The organism is Stenotrophomonas sp. STK17_22 (genome assembly GCF_051983905.1).
Taxonomy (GTDB): domain Bacteria; phylum Pseudomonadota; class Gammaproteobacteria; order Xanthomonadales; family Xanthomonadaceae; genus Stenotrophomonas; species Stenotrophomonas maltophilia_A.
The window spans coordinates 890,704-905,140 of sequence record NZ_CP197010.1; the positions used below are offsets into that span (position 1 = coordinate 890,704).

At 64.0% G+C, this 14,437-nt stretch carries 20 protein-coding genes; 19 read left to right on the plus strand and 1 reads right to left on the minus strand.

Annotation, left to right across the window (positions count from 1 at the left end):
* Positions 1 to 4: 4 nt before the first annotated feature.
* The 18 genes from rpsQ to ACSYS9_RS04100 all read left to right on the plus strand — a co-directional run bounded on the left by rpsQ (position 5) and on the right by ACSYS9_RS04100 (position 10,346).
* The gene (gene rpsQ / locus ACSYS9_RS04015) at positions 5 to 274 is read left to right on the plus strand and encodes a 30S ribosomal protein S17 (protein ID WP_004154489.1); all 270 of its coding nucleotides are present in this window, start codon (positions 5 to 7) and stop codon (positions 272 to 274) included.
* Between the two features lie 11 nt (positions 275 to 285).
* A complete protein-coding gene (gene rplN / locus ACSYS9_RS04020; protein ID WP_004145357.1) occupies positions 286 to 654 on the plus strand; it encodes a 50S ribosomal protein L14 in 369 nt (122 codons plus the stop codon).
* 16 nt (positions 655 to 670) lie between these two features.
* Positions 671 to 988: a 50S ribosomal protein L24 gene (gene rplX / locus ACSYS9_RS04025; protein ID WP_004154490.1), complete on the plus strand. Its 318-nt coding sequence runs from the start codon at positions 671 to 673 to the stop codon at positions 986 to 988.
* Between the two features lie 11 nt (positions 989 to 999).
* Positions 1,000 to 1,542 (plus strand): 50S ribosomal protein L5, encoded by a 543-nt coding sequence (gene rplE, locus ACSYS9_RS04030; RefSeq protein ID WP_004154491.1) that lies wholly within the window; start codon positions 1,000 to 1,002, stop codon positions 1,540 to 1,542.
* 18 nt (positions 1,543 to 1,560) lie between these two features.
* The gene (gene rpsN / locus ACSYS9_RS04035; protein WP_005408209.1) at positions 1,561 to 1,866 is read left to right on the plus strand and encodes a 30S ribosomal protein S14; all 306 of its coding nucleotides are present in this window, start codon (positions 1,561 to 1,563) and stop codon (positions 1,864 to 1,866) included.
* Between the two features lie 258 nt (positions 1,867 to 2,124).
* Positions 2,125 to 2,523: a 30S ribosomal protein S8 gene (gene rpsH / locus ACSYS9_RS04040; RefSeq protein ID WP_005408210.1), complete on the plus strand. Its 399-nt coding sequence runs from the start codon at positions 2,125 to 2,127 to the stop codon at positions 2,521 to 2,523.
* A gap of 18 nt (positions 2,524 to 2,541) precedes the next feature.
* On the plus strand, positions 2,542 to 3,066 hold the full coding sequence (gene rplF, locus ACSYS9_RS04045; protein WP_005408211.1) for a 50S ribosomal protein L6: 525 nt from the start codon (positions 2,542 to 2,544) through the stop codon (positions 3,064 to 3,066).
* A gap of 80 nt (positions 3,067 to 3,146) precedes the next feature.
* Positions 3,147 to 3,506, plus strand: coding sequence for a 50S ribosomal protein L18 (gene rplR / locus ACSYS9_RS04050; protein ID WP_024957318.1), 360 nt, complete (start codon positions 3,147 to 3,149; stop codon positions 3,504 to 3,506).
* Positions 3,507 to 3,667: 161 nt separating this feature from the next.
* Positions 3,668 to 4,210, plus strand: a complete 543-nt coding sequence (gene rpsE, locus ACSYS9_RS04055) for a 30S ribosomal protein S5 (protein ID WP_005408213.1) — start codon at positions 3,668 to 3,670, stop codon at positions 4,208 to 4,210.
* Entirely contained in the window at positions 4,203 to 4,394 is a 192-nt protein-coding gene (rpmD, locus tag ACSYS9_RS04060; RefSeq protein ID WP_005408214.1) for a 50S ribosomal protein L30, read from the plus strand. Before rpsE ends, rpmD begins: the two co-directional genes overlap by 8 nt.
* Before the next feature lie 6 nt (positions 4,395 to 4,400).
* Positions 4,401 to 4,844 carry a 50S ribosomal protein L15 gene (rplO, locus tag ACSYS9_RS04065; RefSeq protein WP_004154498.1) on the plus strand — a complete coding sequence of 148 codons (444 nt, stop codon included), beginning with the start codon at positions 4,401 to 4,403 and terminating at the stop codon, positions 4,842 to 4,844.
* Positions 4,845 to 4,851: 7 nt separating this feature from the next.
* Positions 4,852 to 6,219, plus strand: a complete 1,368-nt coding sequence (gene secY, locus ACSYS9_RS04070) for a preprotein translocase subunit SecY (protein WP_005408215.1) — start codon at positions 4,852 to 4,854, stop codon at positions 6,217 to 6,219.
* Positions 6,220 to 6,566: 347 nt separating this feature from the next.
* The gene (gene rpsM / locus ACSYS9_RS04075) at positions 6,567 to 6,923 is read left to right on the plus strand and encodes a 30S ribosomal protein S13 (RefSeq protein WP_004154500.1); all 357 of its coding nucleotides are present in this window, start codon (positions 6,567 to 6,569) and stop codon (positions 6,921 to 6,923) included.
* Positions 6,924 to 6,934: 11 nt separating this feature from the next.
* The gene (rpsK, locus tag ACSYS9_RS04080; protein ID WP_004145443.1) at positions 6,935 to 7,324 is read left to right on the plus strand and encodes a 30S ribosomal protein S11; all 390 of its coding nucleotides are present in this window, start codon (positions 6,935 to 6,937) and stop codon (positions 7,322 to 7,324) included.
* A gap of 15 nt (positions 7,325 to 7,339) precedes the next feature.
* Positions 7,340 to 7,969, plus strand: a complete 630-nt coding sequence (rpsD, locus tag ACSYS9_RS04085) for a 30S ribosomal protein S4 (protein WP_004145446.1) — start codon at positions 7,340 to 7,342, stop codon at positions 7,967 to 7,969.
* Positions 7,970 to 8,024: 55 nt separating this feature from the next.
* Complete coding sequence (locus ACSYS9_RS04090; protein WP_010483975.1) at positions 8,025 to 9,023, plus strand: DNA-directed RNA polymerase subunit alpha; 999 nt, start codon at positions 8,025 to 8,027, stop codon at positions 9,021 to 9,023.
* A 191-nt stretch (positions 9,024 to 9,214) separates the two neighbouring features.
* Entirely contained in the window at positions 9,215 to 9,598 is a 384-nt protein-coding gene (rplQ, locus tag ACSYS9_RS04095; protein WP_005408217.1) for a 50S ribosomal protein L17, read from the plus strand.
* A 241-nt stretch (positions 9,599 to 9,839) separates the two neighbouring features.
* Positions 9,840 to 10,346, plus strand: coding sequence for a disulfide bond formation protein B (locus ACSYS9_RS04100; RefSeq protein WP_071229497.1), 507 nt, complete (start codon positions 9,840 to 9,842; stop codon positions 10,344 to 10,346).
* Between the two features lie 121 nt (positions 10,347 to 10,467).
* Here the strand turns inward: ACSYS9_RS04100 and ACSYS9_RS04105 are convergent, their stop codons facing one another.
* Complete coding sequence (locus ACSYS9_RS04105; protein ID WP_071229496.1) at positions 10,468 to 12,594, minus strand: TonB-dependent receptor; 2,127 nt, start codon at positions 12,592 to 12,594, stop codon at positions 10,468 to 10,470.
* A 221-nt stretch (positions 12,595 to 12,815) separates the two neighbouring features.
* Here ACSYS9_RS04105 and ACSYS9_RS04110 point away from each other — a divergent pair, with 221 nt between their 5' ends.
* On the plus strand, positions 12,816 to 14,207 hold the full coding sequence (locus ACSYS9_RS04110; protein ID WP_012479239.1) for a class II 3-deoxy-7-phosphoheptulonate synthase: 1,392 nt from the start codon (positions 12,816 to 12,818) through the stop codon (positions 14,205 to 14,207).
* Positions 14,208 to 14,437 lie beyond the last annotated feature (230 nt).

A 14,437-nucleotide genomic window follows, 5' to 3' on the forward strand; every position in this document is an offset into this window, starting at 1 on the left:
CGCTATGAGCGACAATACTGAAAAGAAGACGCTGCGCACGGTCGAAGGCCGTGTCGTCAGCAACAAGATGGACAAGACGGTTACCGTCCTGGTTGAGCGTCAGGTCAAGCACGCGCTGTACGGCAAGTACATCAAGCGCTCGACGAAGCTGCACGCCCACGATGCCGACAACGCCTGCAAGGAAGGCGATGTCGTCCGCGTGACCGAGATTGCTCCGATGTCCAAGACCAAGAACTGGCGCGTGGTGGAAGTCATCACGCGCGCGGCTGAATAAGGAGCTGAATCATGATCCAGATGCAGAGCTACCTTGACGTCGCGGACAATTCGGGTGCCAAGCAGGTGATGTGCTTCAAGGTGCTGGGTGGTTCCAAGCGCCGTTACGCCGGCATCGGCGACATCATCAAGGTCACCGTGAAGGATGCGATTCCGCGCGGCAAGGTCAAGAAGGGTGAAGTGTATGACGCCGTCGTGGTGCGTACCCGCAAGGGTGTGCGTCGCGCCGACGGCTCGCTGATCCGCTTCGACGGCAACGCTGCCGTTCTGCTGAACAGCAAGCAGGAGCCGATCGGTACCCGTATCTTCGGGCCGGTGACCCGTGAACTTCGTTCGGAGAAGTTCATGAAGATCGTCTCGCTCGCTCCCGAAGTGCTGTGAGCGACAGGAGATAATCATGGCTAACCGTATCAAGAAGGGCGACCAGGTTGTCGTCAACGCTGGCAAGGACAAGGGCAAGCAGGGCGAAGTCGTCCGCGTCGACGGCGACCGTGTGGTCGTCGCCAACGTGAACATCGTCAAGCGCCACACCAAGCCGAACCCGCAGGCAGGTGTTGCCGGCGGCGTGGTCGAGCGCGAAGCTTCGATCCATATCTCCAACGTGAATGTTCTGAACCCGGCTTCGGGCAAGGGCGAACGCGTTGGCTTCAAGGTGCTGGAGGATGGACGCAAACTGCGTGTGTTCCGCTCCAGCGGTGAGGCGCTCGACGCCTGAGGAATGAGAAGATGAGTTCCCGTCTCGAAAAGTTCTACAAGGACGAAGTGGTGCCGGCGCTGATGAAGCAGTTCGGCTACACCAATCCGATGGAAGTGCCGAAGCTGGTCAAGGTCACCCTGAACATGGGTGTCGGCGAAGCGGCCACCAACAAGAAGATCCTGGAAAACGCCGTCGGCGACATGACCAAGATTTCCGGCCAGAAGCCGGTTGTCACCAAGTCGCGTGTGTCGGTTGCGTCGTTCAAGATCCGCGATGGTTGGCCGATCGGCTGCAAGACCACGCTGCGTCGCCACAAGATGTACGAGTTCCTGGATCGCCTGATCAACATCTCGCTGCCGCGCGTGCGCGACTTCCGTGGTGTTTCCGGTCGTTCCTTCGACGGCCGCGGCAACTTCAACATGGGTGTGAAGGAGCAGATCATCTTCCCGGAAATCGACTTCGACGCTGTCGACGCGATCCGCGGTATGGATATCGCCATCACCACCACTGCGAAGACCGACGCGGAAGCGAAGGCGCTGCTGGCAGCGTTCAAGTTCCCGTTCCGTAACTGATCTGTCGAGGAAACCGAAATGGCAAAGACCTCCATGGTCAACCGCGACATCAAGCGGGAAAAGCTGGCAAAGAAGTACGCTGAAAAGCGTGCAGCTCTGAAGAAGATCGTGTCCTCCGTGGACGCGACCTACGAAGAGAAGATCGACGCCGCAACCAAGCTGGCCAAGCTGCCGCGCGATTCGTCGCCGAGCCGCCAGCGCAACCGTTGCGAGCTGTCGGGTCGTCCGCGTGGCGTCTACAGCAAGTTCGGCCTGGGCCGTAACAAGCTGCGTGAAGCCACCATGCGTGGCGACGTCCCGGGTCTGCGCAAGGCCAGCTGGTAATCCCAGCCGGCCCTGCGATCAGGAGCCCCTTCGGGGGTTCCTGAACCGGGCAGGGGAGGCATTCAGCTTTCCCGACGCAAAAAAACCGAAGAGCCCGGCGCAAGCCGGGCTCTTTTGGCGTATACTCCCGCGTCTTGCCCTGTGCAGACGGGGTTGTAGGAGTGGGCTTCCGGCCCGCTGCAACAAGGGACCTGGCCCGTTTCCAGGAGACAACAGATTTTCGCGAAAGCGGATATCGGTGCACTCAAAGGTACTCATATGAGCATGACTGATCCCATCGCCGACCTGCTGGTCCGCATCAAGAATGCGGCCGCGGTTGGCAAGCAGACGGTGAAAGCCCCGTCGTCCAAGATCAAGGTTGCGATTGCCCAGGTCCTGAAGGACGAGGGTTACATCACCGACCTGCGCGTGACCCAGCTGGAAAACAACAAGTCCGAGCTGGAAATCGTGCTGAAGTATTTCGAAGGCAAGCCGGTCATCGCGACCCTGAAGCGCTTCTCGCGTTCGGGCCTGCGCCAGTACCGCGGCAAGAGCGAGCTGCCGAAGGTCATGAACGGCCTGGGTATCTCCATTATTTCCACCTCCAAGGGCATCATGACTGATGCGCAGGCGCGCCAGCTGGGCGTCGGCGGCGAAGTCCTGTGCTTCGTGGCCTAAGGCGAAAGGAGTAGAACTATGTCCCGCGTAGCCAAGAAGCCGATCGACCTGGGTAAGGTTGAACTGAACGTCCAGTCGGACAGCGTCACCGCCAAGGGCCCGAAGGGCACCCTGTCGCTGGCCAAGCCGGCCGGTATTGCCATCAACGTCGACAACGGCGTTGCCACCCTGAGCACCGAGAACGCCGACCTGGTCGCACTGACCGGTACCGTGCGTGCGATCCTGTCCAACATGGTCAAGGGCGTGTCCGAAGGCTTCGAGCGCAAGCTGGAGCTGGTCGGCGTGGGTTACCGCGCTGCCATGCAGGGCAAGGACCTGAGCCTGTCGCTGGGCTTCTCGCACCCGGTCGTGTTCGTGGCGCCGGAAGGCATCACCCTGTCGACCCCGACCCAGACCGAGATTCTGGTCCAGGGCGCTGACAAGCAGGTCGTCGGTGAAGTTGCCGCCAAGATCCGTGCGTTCCGCAAGCCGGAGCCGTACAAGGGCAAGGGCGTGAAGTACTCCGACGAAGTCATCATCCGTAAGGAAGCCAAGAAGGCATAAGCGCGAGTCCCTCGCAAGAGCCCGCACATCCCTGTGCGGACTTCTCAGGGAAAAGCTCTTCCTTCAGCTTTCAAGGAATAATCAAAATGAACAAGAACATCGCCCGCCTGCGTCGCGCCAAGTCGACCCGCGCCCACATCCGTGAGCTCGGCGTCGCCCGCCTGTCGGTGCTGCGCACCGGCCAGCACCTGTACGCCCAGGTCTTCACCGCCGACGGTTCCAAGGTGCTGGCTGCCGCCAACACCACCCAGACCGACGTCATGGAAGGCCTGAAGAACGGCAAGAACGCCGATGCCGCCGCCAAGGTTGGCCGCATCGTCGCCGAGCGCGCCAAGGCCGCCGGCGTCGAGAAGGTTGCCTTCGATCGTTCGGGCTACCGCTACCACGGCCGCATCAAGGCCCTGGCAGAAGCCGCCCGCGAAGCCGGCCTGCAGTTCTAAGGGACAAGGGCAGGGGGCCATTGGCCTCCTGCCTGCCTGCTCGCCAGCCTGAGTGAGGCTGGACGGCGCCGCTCTTCTGCAGCGGCCCACCGGAACGCCGCGTCACGCCACAACCATAAGCGGCTTCGAGCCGTACATACCCAAACAACCAAGGAATCAACATGGCAGAAGAGCGTCAGCAGCGGGGTCGCGATCGCGACCGTAACCGCGAAGAGAAGATCGACGACGGCATGATCGAAAAGCTGGTCGCGGTCAACCGCGTCAGCAAGACCGTCAAGGGTGGCCGCCAGTTCACCTTCACCGCCCTGACCGTTGTCGGCGACGGCGAAGGCAAGGTCGGTTTCGGTTATGGCAAGGCCCGCGAAGTGCCGGTCGCCATCCAGAAGTCGATGGAACAGGCCCGCAAGAACCTGGTCAGTGTTGACCTGAACAACGGCACCCTGTGGCACACCATCAAGGATGGTCACGGCGCAGCCCGCGTGTTCATGCAGCCGGCTTCGGAAGGTACCGGCGTCATCGCCGGCGGTGCCATGCGCGCCGTGCTGGAAGCGGTTGGCGTGAAGAACGTGCTGGCCAAGGCCACCGGTTCGCGCAACCCGATCAACCTGGTGCGTGCCACCGTGAAGGGCCTGTCTGCTGCGCAGTCGCCGGCCCGCATCGCGGCCAAGCGCGGCAAGAAGGTGGAGGAACTCAACCATGGCTAATGAGTCCAACAAGACTGTCAAGGTCCGCCTGGTGCGTGGCCTGCGTGGCACCCAGTCGCGTCACCGCCTGTCGGTGCGTGCCCTGGGCCTGAACAAGCTCAACGATGTGCGTGAACTGAAGGACAGCCCGCAGGTGCGCGGCCTGATCAACAAGGTTCAGTACCTCGTCCAGGTTGAGGAGTAATCGACCATGACTCTGCGTCTCAATGAACTGAGCCCGGCACCGGGCGCCCGCACCGAGCGTACCCGCGTCGGTCGCGGTATCGGCTCGGGCCTGGGCAAGACTGCCGGCCGCGGCCACAAGGGTTCGTTCGCCCGCAAGGGTGGCGGCAAGATCAAGGCTGGCTTCGAAGGCGGCCAGACCCCCATGCAGCGTCGTCTGCCGAAGATCGGCTTCCGTTCGCCGATCGCCAAGGACACCGCTGAAGTGCTGCTGTACGCGCTGGACAAGCTGCCGGCCGGTGAGATCGACTTCGCCGCCCTGCGTGCTGCCAAGCTGGTCCCGAGCACTGCAAAGAAGGCCAAGGTCGTCGTCAAGGGCGAAGTGACCAAGGCGTTCACCCTGAAGGGTATCGCTGCCACGGCGGGTGCCAAGGCTGCGATCGAAGCTGCCGGCGGCAGCGTAACGGAGTAAGAAAATCATGGCGCAAGCTGGCATCGGTAACCTCGCGGGCGGAATGGGCAAGTTCACTGAACTTCGCCAACGTTTGCTGTTCGTCGTCGGGGCTTTGATCGTCTATCGCATCGGCTGCTACGTGCCGGTGCCGGGCGTCAATCCCGATGCCATGCTTGCCATGATGCAACAGCAGGGCGGCGGCATCGTGGACATGTTCAACATGTTCTCGGGCGGCGCCCTGCACCGTTTCAGCATCTTCGCGCTGAACGTGATGCCGTACATTTCGGCATCGATCGTGATGCAGCTGGCCGTGCACATCTTCCCCGCCCTGAAGGCGATGCAGAAGGAAGGTGAGTCCGGCCGCCGCAAGATCACCCAGTATTCGCGCATCGGCGCCGTGCTGCTGGCAGTGGTGCAGGGCGGCTCGATCGCACTGGCCCTGCAGGGCCAGGTCTCGCCGTCGGGCGCTCCGGTCGTGTATGCGCCGGGCATGGGCTTCGTGCTCACCGCCGTGGTCGCGCTGACCGCCGGCACCATGTTCCTGATGTGGGTCGGTGAGCAGGTCACCGAACGCGGCATCGGCAACGGCGTGTCGCTGATCATCTTCGCCGGTATCGTCGCTGGCCTGCCGGGTGCGATCATCCACACCTTCGACGCCTACCGCGACGGCAACATCCAGTTCATCCAGCTGCTGCTGATCGCCATCGTCGTGCTCGCCTTCACCTTCTTCGTGGTGTTCGTCGAGCGTGGCCAGCGCCGGATCACGGTCAACTACGCGCGCCGCCAGGGCGGTCGCAACGCGTACATGAACCAGACCTCGTTCCTGCCGCTGAAGCTCAACATGGCCGGCGTCATCCCGGCGATCTTCGCCTCGAGCCTGCTGGCGTTCCCGGCCACCCTGGCCATGTGGTCCGGCCAGGCTGCCAACCAGAGCAGCTTCGGCCAGGTCCTGCAGAAGGTGGCCAATGCTCTCGGCCCGGGCGAGCCGCTGCACATGATCGTGTTCGCTGCGCTGATCACCGGTTTCGCGTTCTTCTATACCGCGCTGGTGTTCAACTCGCAGGAAACCGCCGACAACCTGAAGAAGTCGGGCGCGCTGATTCCGGGCATCCGTCCGGGCAAGGCCACCGCCGATTACATCGATGGCGTGCTGACCCGCCTGACCGCAGCCGGCTCGGCCTACCTGGTGATCGTCTGCCTGCTGCCGGAACTGATGCGCACGCAGCTGAACGCCTCGTTCTACTTCGGTGGTACTTCGCTGCTGATCGTGGTGGTGGTGGTGATGGACTTCATCGCCCAGGTGCAGGCGCACCTGATGTCCCACCAGTACGAGAGCCTGCTGAAGAAGGCCAACCTGAAGGGCGGCAACCGCGGCGGTTTTGCCCGCGGCTGATTGGCCTGTTATACTTTCGTCTTCCTGACGTGATGGTCCCTCCGCTTCGCGGACTCCGGCCACACAAACGAAGGGCGGTCCCCGCAGCGGTTCCGGGTGGGGGTGTGATGAGGTGGTCCCGCGCTGGAGTAGCGCGGGCGGCCCCGGGGGAAACCCCAGGTCCAACCCCATCCGGCGCCGGAGCCTGGGCACACTCCCCAGGCCGGGTTCATGAAACCAATGGTTTCACGGGCTTCCATGTAAACCGGAACCTTGTTAGTATCGCTAGTTCACTTTTTTGATCCATCCTGCCGGATTGGCGTGCCCGAGGCGCGCTGTCGGCCATCACTCAGCTGGAGAACCGCGTCATGGCGCGTATTGCAGGCGTCAACCTGCCAGCCCAGAAGCATGTCTGGGTCGGGTTGCAAAGCATTTACGGCATCGGCCGTACCCGTTCGAAGAAGGTCTGCGAAGTCGCAGGCGTTGCTTCGACCACCAAGATCCGCGATCTGTCGGAGCCGGAAATCGAGCGCCTGCGCGCCGAAGTCGGCAAGTACATCGTGGAAGGCGATCTGCGCCGTGAGATCGGCATCGCGATCAAGCGCCTGATGGACCTGGGCTGCTACCGCGGCCTGCGTCACCGCCGTGGCCTCCCGCTGCGTGGCCAGCGCACCCGTACCAACGCCCGCACCCGCAAGGGTCCGCGCAAGGCGATCAAGAAGTAAGGGACTGAGAAATGGCTAAGCCCGCTGCTAAGACCAAGAAGAAGATCAAGCGCGTCGTCACCGACGGCGTTGCCCACGTCCACGCTTCGTTCAACAACACCATCGTCACCATCACCGACCGCCAGGGCAACGCTCTGTCGTGGGCGACCTCCGGTGGCGCTGGCTTCCGCGGTTCGCGCAAGTCGACCCCGTTCGCTGCCCAGGTGGCGGCTGAAAAGGCCGGTCGTGCTGCGCTGGACTACGGCGTGAAGTCGCTGGAAGTCCGCATCAAGGGCCCGGGTCCGGGCCGTGAGTCGGCCGTGCGTTCGTTGAACAACGTCGGCTACAAGATCACCAACATCATCGACGTGACGCCTATCCCGCACAACGGGTGCCGTCCGCCGAAGAAGCGTCGCGTCTAAAGGGAGCGATAAGAAATGGCTCGTTATATCGGTCCTACCTGTAAGCTCGCCCGTCGCGAAGGCGCCGACCTGTCCCTGAAGAGCCCGGCGCGTGCGCTGGACTCGAAGTGCAAGCTGGAGCAGAAGCCCGGCCAGCACGGCGCCACTGCCCGCAAGGGCAAGCTGTCCGACTACGCCACCCAGCTGCGTGAAAAGCAGAAGGTCAAGCGTATCTACGGCCTGCTGGAGCGTCAGTTCCGCAACTACTACAAGAAGGCCTCGACCAAGAAGGGCAACACCGGCGAGAACCTGCTGCAGCTGCTGGAAACCCGCCTGGACAACGTCGTCTACCGCATGGGCTTCGCCGTGACCCGTCCGGCTGCCCGTCAGCTGGTGTCGCACCGCGGCGTCACCGTGAATGGCAAGTCGGTCAACCTGGCTTCGTACCAGGTCAAGGCTGGCGACGCCATCGCTCTGTCTGAAAAGGCTGCCAAGCAGCTGCGCGTCCAGGAAGCCCTGACCGTCGCCGCCCAGCATGACCTGAGCCCGTCGTGGGTTGAAGTGGATTCCGGGAAGTTCACCGGCATCTTCAAGGCTGTTCCGGATCGTTCGGATCTGCCTGCGGACATCAACGAAGCGCTGATCGTCGAGCTGTATTCGAAGTAATTCACATTGGAGAGCCCCCGGCGACGGCCGGGGGTTCACTAGGAGAACCCGCAACATGACGGTTACCGCCAACCAGGTTCTGCGTCCTCGCGGTCCGCAGATCGAACGCCTTACCGACACCCGTGCAAAGGTCGTTATCGAACCTTTGGAGCGGGGTTACGGGCATACGCTGGGTAATGCCCTGCGTCGCGTGCTGCTGTCGTCCATCCCGGGCTTCGCCATCACGGAAGTCGAAATCGACGGCGTGTTGCATGAGTACACCACGGTCGAAGGTCTGCAGGAGGACGTGCTCGAAGTCCTGCTGAACCTCAAGGACGTGGCCATCCGTATGCACTCCGGCGACAGCGCCACCCTGTCCCTGTCCAAGCAGGGCCCGGGCGTTGTCACCGCTGCCGACATCAAGGTCGACCACAATGTGGAGATCCTGAACGGCGAACACGTGATCTGCCACCTGACCAAGGATACGGCGATCAACATGCGTCTGAAGATCGAACGTGGTTTCGGCTACCAGCCGGCTGCCGCGCGTCGTCGTCCGGACGAAGAAACCCGTGCCATCGGCCGTCTGGTCCTGGATGCCTCGTTCTCGCCGGTCCGCCGCGTCGCCTATGCCGTGGAAGCGGCCCGCGTCGAACAGCGTACCGACCTGGACAAGCTGGTCATCGATATCGAGACCAACGGCACCATCGACGCCGAGGAAGCCGTGCGCACCGCCGCCGACATCCTCAGCGACCAGCTGTCGGTGTTCGGCGACTTCACCCACCGCGACCGCGGTGCAGCCAAGCCGGCGAACAACGGCGTGGATCCGGTGCTGCTGCGCCCGATCGACGATCTGGAGCTGACCGTGCGTTCGGCCAACTGCCTGAAGGCTGAAAGCATCTACTACATCGGCGATCTGATCCAGAAGACCGAAGTGGAGCTGCTGAAGACCCCGAACCTGGGCAAGAAGTCGCTCACCGAGATCAAGGAAGTGCTGGCTCAGCGCGGCCTGTCGCTCGGCATGAAGCTGGAGAACTGGCCGCCGGCCGGTGTCGCCAGCCACGGCATGCTGGGCTGATATCGGTAATGCCTGAAGGCTCCACCGTTCGCGGTGGGGCCTTCAACGCAACACACCATGCCATGACGAACCCCAGGTTCGCGCGGCAGGTCGCCCAGGACGGGTGGCCAGGACCAACCGCAGTCCGCGCAGCAACGCCAGGATGGCGACAACGATCCACACAGCCACATCATTAACCAAGGAATATCACCATGCGTCACCAGAAGTCTGGCCGTAAGTTCAGCCGCACCAGCGCCCACCGCGAAGCGATGTTCAAGAACATGGCCGCCTCGCTGTTCAAGCACGAGCTGATCAAGACCACCCTGCCGAAGGCCAAGGAACTGCGCCGCGTTGCCGAGCCGCTGATCACCCTGGCCAAGGTCGACTCCGTCGCCAACCGCCGTCTGGCCTTCGCCCGCCTGCGCGACAACGAAGCCGTGGGCAACCTGTTCACCATCCTGGGCCCGCGCTACGCGAACCGTCCGGGCGGCTACCTGCGCCTGCTGAAGTGCGGCTTCCGCGCTGGCGACAACGCGCCGATGGCCTACGTCGAGCTGGTTGACCGTCCGGTCGTGGCCGAGGAAGTGGCCGAGTAATCGGACCGCTCCAATGCGACACAGCAAAAGCCCGGCCTCTGCCGGGCTTTTGCGTTTCCAGGGCTCGGATCCCTTTCCGCAGGAAAGGGCTCTGACCCCGAGCGTGCAGCACCGCAGGCCAGAGCCCTTTGCATTCGCAAAGGGATCTGACCTGCACCGTTCCGACAGGCGTCACCTGTGGCGGTTCGAATGGCATGCACTCTCGGTTACGCTTGGCGCCTGATCCATTCGAGCGTTGACGATGAATCCACTGCGCTGGCCCTTCCGCGCCCAGTTCTTCCTGGGCTTCCTGATCTGCGCCGGCCTGCTGGGCTACGCGATCTTCCTGCAGCTGAAGATGGGCCTGGAGCCGTGCCCGCTGTGCATCTTCCAGCGGCTGGCGTTCGCCGCGCTGGGCCTGCTGTTCCTGATCGGTGCACTGCACGGGCCCTCCAACCGTCCTGGCCGGGCAACCTACGGCGTGCTCGCCTTCATTGCCGCCGCGGTCGGCGTAGGCATCGCTGCGCGCCACGTCTACGTGCAGATGCTGCCACCGGAGATGGGGGCGACCTGCGGCCCGCCGCTGAGCTTCCTGCGCGAGACCATGGGGCCGCTGGAAGTGTTCCGCACGGTGCTGACCGGTACCGGCAACTGCGGCAATATCGACTGGACGTTCCTGGGCCTGACCATGCCGATGTGGTCGGGCGTGTGGTTCGTGCTGCTGGCGTTCTGGGCGCTGGTGGTGTCGCTGGGCAAGGTCAAGCGCTGAAAGCGAAACGGGGTCGGGTCCCTTGGCATCGCAAAGGGCCCTGACCCCAATCGTTGACGCAGGGTAGTGCCGGCCGCTGGCCGGCACACCGTGAGGATGCCGGCCAGCGGCCGGCACTACCTCAGAAGTCCTGCTGCAGGCTCAGGTAGGCGCCACGGCGCGGCCCCCACTGCGGCGCGAACACGCCAACACCGCCGCCATCGCGCAGCTGGTAGCTGCGATCCAATGCGTTGATCACGGCCAGTTGCACGTGCAGCGGATGGCCGCTGTCGGCATTGAAATCGTGCCCGGCGCTGAGGTTCACCTGCAGGTACGACGGCAGCTCGCCGCCGTTGGGTACGCCCTCGATGTCCGAACGCAGGCCGCTACCGAACACGTAGTTGGCGCCGATCCGGTTGTGTCCGGCGAAGGCGTAGCTGAGACCACCCGATGACGTCAGCTTCTGGTCGTGGTCGAGGTGGATCCAGTGGTTGGCCACATAGGCCAGCGCTTCCGGGTCGAGGTTGTACTGGCTGGTGATGACGTCGGTACCGATGGCCTTGTTCAGCGCGGCGTTGAAGTAGGCGCTGAACGGACCGTTGCTGTAGTCGGCGCTGAACTCCAGGCCGCGGATGTGGCCACGGCGGTAGTTGAAGGTCGAATAGATGTAGGCAGCGCCGAACTGGCCTTCGTCCTGCAGGCGTGCGACGCGTCGGTCATACGCGTCCAGGCCCAGGGTCAGGTGCTCGCCCAGTTGCTGCGAGACGCCGATGTCGTAGTAGTCGCTGCGCTCGGCCAGCGGCGTGTTGTTGCCGCCGCTGGGCTGCTGGTTGGTGGTGCCGTCGTACAGCGCGATGTCGCTGCTGGCAATCAACTCGCTGGCCGGTGGCGTGAAGTAGCGCGAATAGCCGGCGTGCACGGTGGTGCTGTCGCTGGCATTCCAGACCACGCCCACGCGCGGGCTGAGCTGGCCTTCGGTGCGGCCGAAGGCCTTGTAGCGGTCGCCACGCAGGCCGTAGTTCACGGTCCAGTCGTCGCCGATCTTCCACTCGTCCTGTACGTACAGTGCCAGCGTACTGGCGTGGAACGCGCTGCGGTCGGGGATCAGCAGCGGTGTCGTGCCGGACTGCTGGCCGCCGTCATCAGCCGGGAACACCCAGCTGTTGCTGCTCGCCCGCGCGTTCTCGTAATTGCCGTACAGGCCATAGCGCAGCGTGTGGTCGTTGCCCAACGGCGTTGAGAAGTCGGCCTGCAGGGTGTTGGCGCGGTTGCTGCGCTGGACCTGCGAGGCGACGCCGCTGAACACCAGGTCGCCCACCACGTCCGGGTTGAACGCCACGTCGCTGTAGCGCTGTCCGGCCGATAGCTGGTACGCGGTGCTGCCCAGCGTGCCCTGCAGCACCAGCATGCCGAAGCGGGTGGTCTCGCGCTGGGTCTCATCCAGCTGGCTGGAGTCGAAGGTGGTGGTGTCCAGATATCCGAACTGTGGCGTCTGGCCCGGGTTGACTGGGATCTGGAAGCGGTTGTTGGCGAAACCGGCGAACACACTCACGCGGGTGTTGTTGTTGACCAGGTAGGTGAGGTCGGCGAAGGCCTTTCCCTGGTGAGTATCGTCGTGCAGCGGCTTGCGCGAGTTGGTGGGGTTCTCCAGGCCGACCTCATGCTGGTCGTAGTTGCCGGTCAGGAACCAGCTCCAGCGCCCCTGGTTGCCCCACCAGGAGGCGTTCGGATTGATCTTGCCGAACGAGCCGGTGGTCAGCCCCGCGCTGCCGCCATTGCCCAGCTCGGCACCGTTGCGGGTGGTGATGTCGACCACCGCTGCGGTGCGCTCGCCGAACTGCGCCGGCAGTGCGCCGTCCATCAGGCGGATGCTCTTGATGGTGCGCGCGTCCAGGGTCTGGCCGAAGCCGGAGATCGATTCGGGCAGCAGCACGCCGTTGATGCGGTACTGCAGGTTGGCGTGGTCGCCACGCACATGCACGCCGCCATAGGAGTCCTGGACCACGCCAGGGGCCTGCAGCAGTACCTGGCTGAGTGGCGCGGAGGCACCCAGCGGCTGCTTCTGGATGTCCTCGGCGGTGATCTGGTACTGGCTGCTGCCGATGTCCGGCGACAGCGTGTTGCGGGCCTGGTCGAGCTGGGCGTGGACGGTGACCGCATCCAGATCCTTGACGGACGAAGCGGGGGCGTCGGCTGCCGAGGCGAAGGCGGGCAGGCTGGCCAGGGCCAGGGCGAAGGTGATGCCGGTAGCGAGGGGCGAGGGCTTCATGGTGGGAGAGGTGGCGGCTGGATGTGGAAGGGGCCGGTCCATGACATTGAAGTGTTACTCCGTAACAAATCATGCGCCTGTCCCGAGCGGCTGACCATGCAGGATCTGGCCGCTGGCGTCGGCCTTTCTCTGCCGTTCAGGCGAACCGGTAGGCCGGACCGGCCCTTTGCGTCAGCGGCCGGCTCTGCGACCATGACCGCCCCCCATCCCGGAAGTCTGCAATGAGCCTGTCCGCCGTTCCGCCCGTGCCCGATCCCGCCGCGACCGCCGCCGGCGCTGCCTGGTCGCCGGAGAGCTGGCGGGGCAAGACCGCGCTGCAGATGCCGACCTATCCCGACCCGGTAGCCCTGGAGGCGGCCCTGCACGAGCTGAAGCGGCTGCCACCGCTGGTCACCTCATGGGAGATCCTGGCGCTGAAGCAGCAGCTGGCCGAGGCCCAGGAAGGCAAGCGCTTCCTGCTGCAGGGCGGCGACTGCGCCGAGAACTTCAGCGACTGCGAATCGGGCACCATCTCCAACCGGCTGAAGGTACTGTTGCAGATGAGCCTGGTGCTGGTGCACGGCCTGCGCCAGCCGGTGATCCGCGTGGGCCGCTTTGCCGGCCAGTACGCCAAGCCGCGTTCGGCCGATACCGAGACCCGCGACGGCGTGACCCTGCCGAGCTACCGCGGCGATGTGATCAACGCCCCCGCTTTCACTGAAGCAGCGCGTCTGCCGGACCCGAAGCGGATGCTGCAGGCCCACGCGCATTCGGCGATGACGATGAACTTCGTGCGTGCGCTGATCGACGGTGGTTTCGCCGACCTGCACCACCCCGAATACTGGAACCTGGAGTGGGTAAGCCACTCGCCGCTGGCGGCCGAGTACCAGAAGATGGTGGCCTCGATCGGCGATGCGGTGCACTTCATGGAGACCCTGGCCGGGGCCCGCGTGCACAACCTGAACCGCATCGACTTCTACACCTCGCATGAAGCACTGCTGCTGCCCTACGAGCAGGCGCTGACCCGCCAGGTGCCGCGCCAGCAGGGCTGGTTGAACCTGAGCACGCATTACCCGTGGATCGGCATGCGCACGGCTGCGCTCGATGGCGCGCACGTGGAATACCTGCGTGGCGTGCGCAATCCGATTGCGATCAAGGTCGGCCCGTCGGTGACGCCGGACCAGCTGCTGCGCCTGATCGATGTGCTCAACCCGCACGACGAACCGGGTCGACTGAGCTTCATCCACCGCATGGGTGCGGCGCAGATCGCCGAGAAGCTGCCGCCGCTGCTGGATGCCGTCAAGCGTGATGGCCGCCGCGTGCTGTGGGTGTGCGATGCGATGCATGGCAACACCGAAAGCACTGCCAATGGCTTCAAGACGCGTCGCTTCGACAACGTGCGTGGCGAAGTGGAGATGTCGTTTGATCTGCATGCGGCCGCGGGCACGCGCCTGGGTGGCGTGCACCTGGAGCTGACCGGCGAGGACGTGACCGAATGCACCGGTGGTGCGCGCGAACTGACCGAGCGTGACCTGGAGCGTGCGTATCGCTCAACGGTGGACCCGCGGTTGAATTACGAGCAGTCGCTGGAGATCGCGATGGCGATCGTGCGCAAGCAGGAACAAGTGCGGTAAGGGGGTTTCGGCAGGGCTTGCAGCCCTGCACCTGCTGCAGTCAACGTCAACGTCAACAGCGGGCATTCCGTGGGTTGGCGGGGTGGTGTCGGAGTGCGGGGACGCCGCAAGTACGTCCATGTAGGCTTGGCAGCCGCATCCATGCGGCTGACACCCCGCACTCCGACACCGCCCCGCCTCTGACAGATTCCGGCGGCTGTTGGTAGGTGTCGACCTTGGTCGACACGGTA

Excerpts from the sequence above, each read along its gene's own strand:
- secY (WP_005408215.1), top strand. The coding sequence starts at position 4,852 with ATGGCGCAAGCTGGCATCGGTAACCTCGCGGGCGGAATGGGCAAGTTC.
- rpsN (WP_005408209.1), top strand. The coding sequence starts at position 1,561 with ATGGCAAAGACCTCCATGGTCAACCGCGACATCAAGCGGGAAAAGCTG.
- ACSYS9_RS04090 (WP_010483975.1), top strand. The coding sequence starts at position 8,025 with ATGACGGTTACCGCCAACCAGGTTCTGCGTCCTCGCGGTCCGCAGATC.
- rpmD (WP_005408214.1), top strand. The coding sequence starts at position 4,203 with ATGGCTAATGAGTCCAACAAGACTGTCAAGGTCCGCCTGGTGCGTGGC.
- ACSYS9_RS04105 (WP_071229496.1), bottom strand. The coding sequence starts at position 12,594 with ATGAAGCCCTCGCCCCTCGCTACCGGCATCACCTTCGCCCTGGCCCTG.
- rpsK (WP_004145443.1), top strand. The coding sequence starts at position 6,935 with ATGGCTAAGCCCGCTGCTAAGACCAAGAAGAAGATCAAGCGCGTCGTC.
- ACSYS9_RS04100 (WP_071229497.1), top strand. The coding sequence starts at position 9,840 with ATGAATCCACTGCGCTGGCCCTTCCGCGCCCAGTTCTTCCTGGGCTTC.
- rpsE (WP_005408213.1), top strand. The coding sequence starts at position 3,668 with ATGGCAGAAGAGCGTCAGCAGCGGGGTCGCGATCGCGACCGTAACCGC.
- rpsQ (WP_004154489.1), top strand. The coding sequence starts at position 5 with ATGAGCGACAATACTGAAAAGAAGACGCTGCGCACGGTCGAAGGCCGT.
- rpsD (WP_004145446.1), top strand. The coding sequence starts at position 7,340 with ATGGCTCGTTATATCGGTCCTACCTGTAAGCTCGCCCGTCGCGAAGGC.
- ACSYS9_RS04110 (WP_012479239.1), top strand. The coding sequence starts at position 12,816 with ATGAGCCTGTCCGCCGTTCCGCCCGTGCCCGATCCCGCCGCGACCGCC.
- rpsH (WP_005408210.1), top strand. The coding sequence starts at position 2,125 with ATGAGCATGACTGATCCCATCGCCGACCTGCTGGTCCGCATCAAGAAT.
- rplO (WP_004154498.1), top strand. The coding sequence starts at position 4,401 with ATGACTCTGCGTCTCAATGAACTGAGCCCGGCACCGGGCGCCCGCACC.
- rplX (WP_004154490.1), top strand. The coding sequence starts at position 671 with ATGGCTAACCGTATCAAGAAGGGCGACCAGGTTGTCGTCAACGCTGGC.
- rplQ (WP_005408217.1), top strand. The coding sequence starts at position 9,215 with ATGCGTCACCAGAAGTCTGGCCGTAAGTTCAGCCGCACCAGCGCCCAC.
- rpsM (WP_004154500.1), top strand. The coding sequence starts at position 6,567 with ATGGCGCGTATTGCAGGCGTCAACCTGCCAGCCCAGAAGCATGTCTGG.
- rplN (WP_004145357.1), top strand. The coding sequence starts at position 286 with ATGATCCAGATGCAGAGCTACCTTGACGTCGCGGACAATTCGGGTGCC.
- rplF (WP_005408211.1), top strand. The coding sequence starts at position 2,542 with ATGTCCCGCGTAGCCAAGAAGCCGATCGACCTGGGTAAGGTTGAACTG.
- rplE (WP_004154491.1), top strand. The coding sequence starts at position 1,000 with ATGAGTTCCCGTCTCGAAAAGTTCTACAAGGACGAAGTGGTGCCGGCG.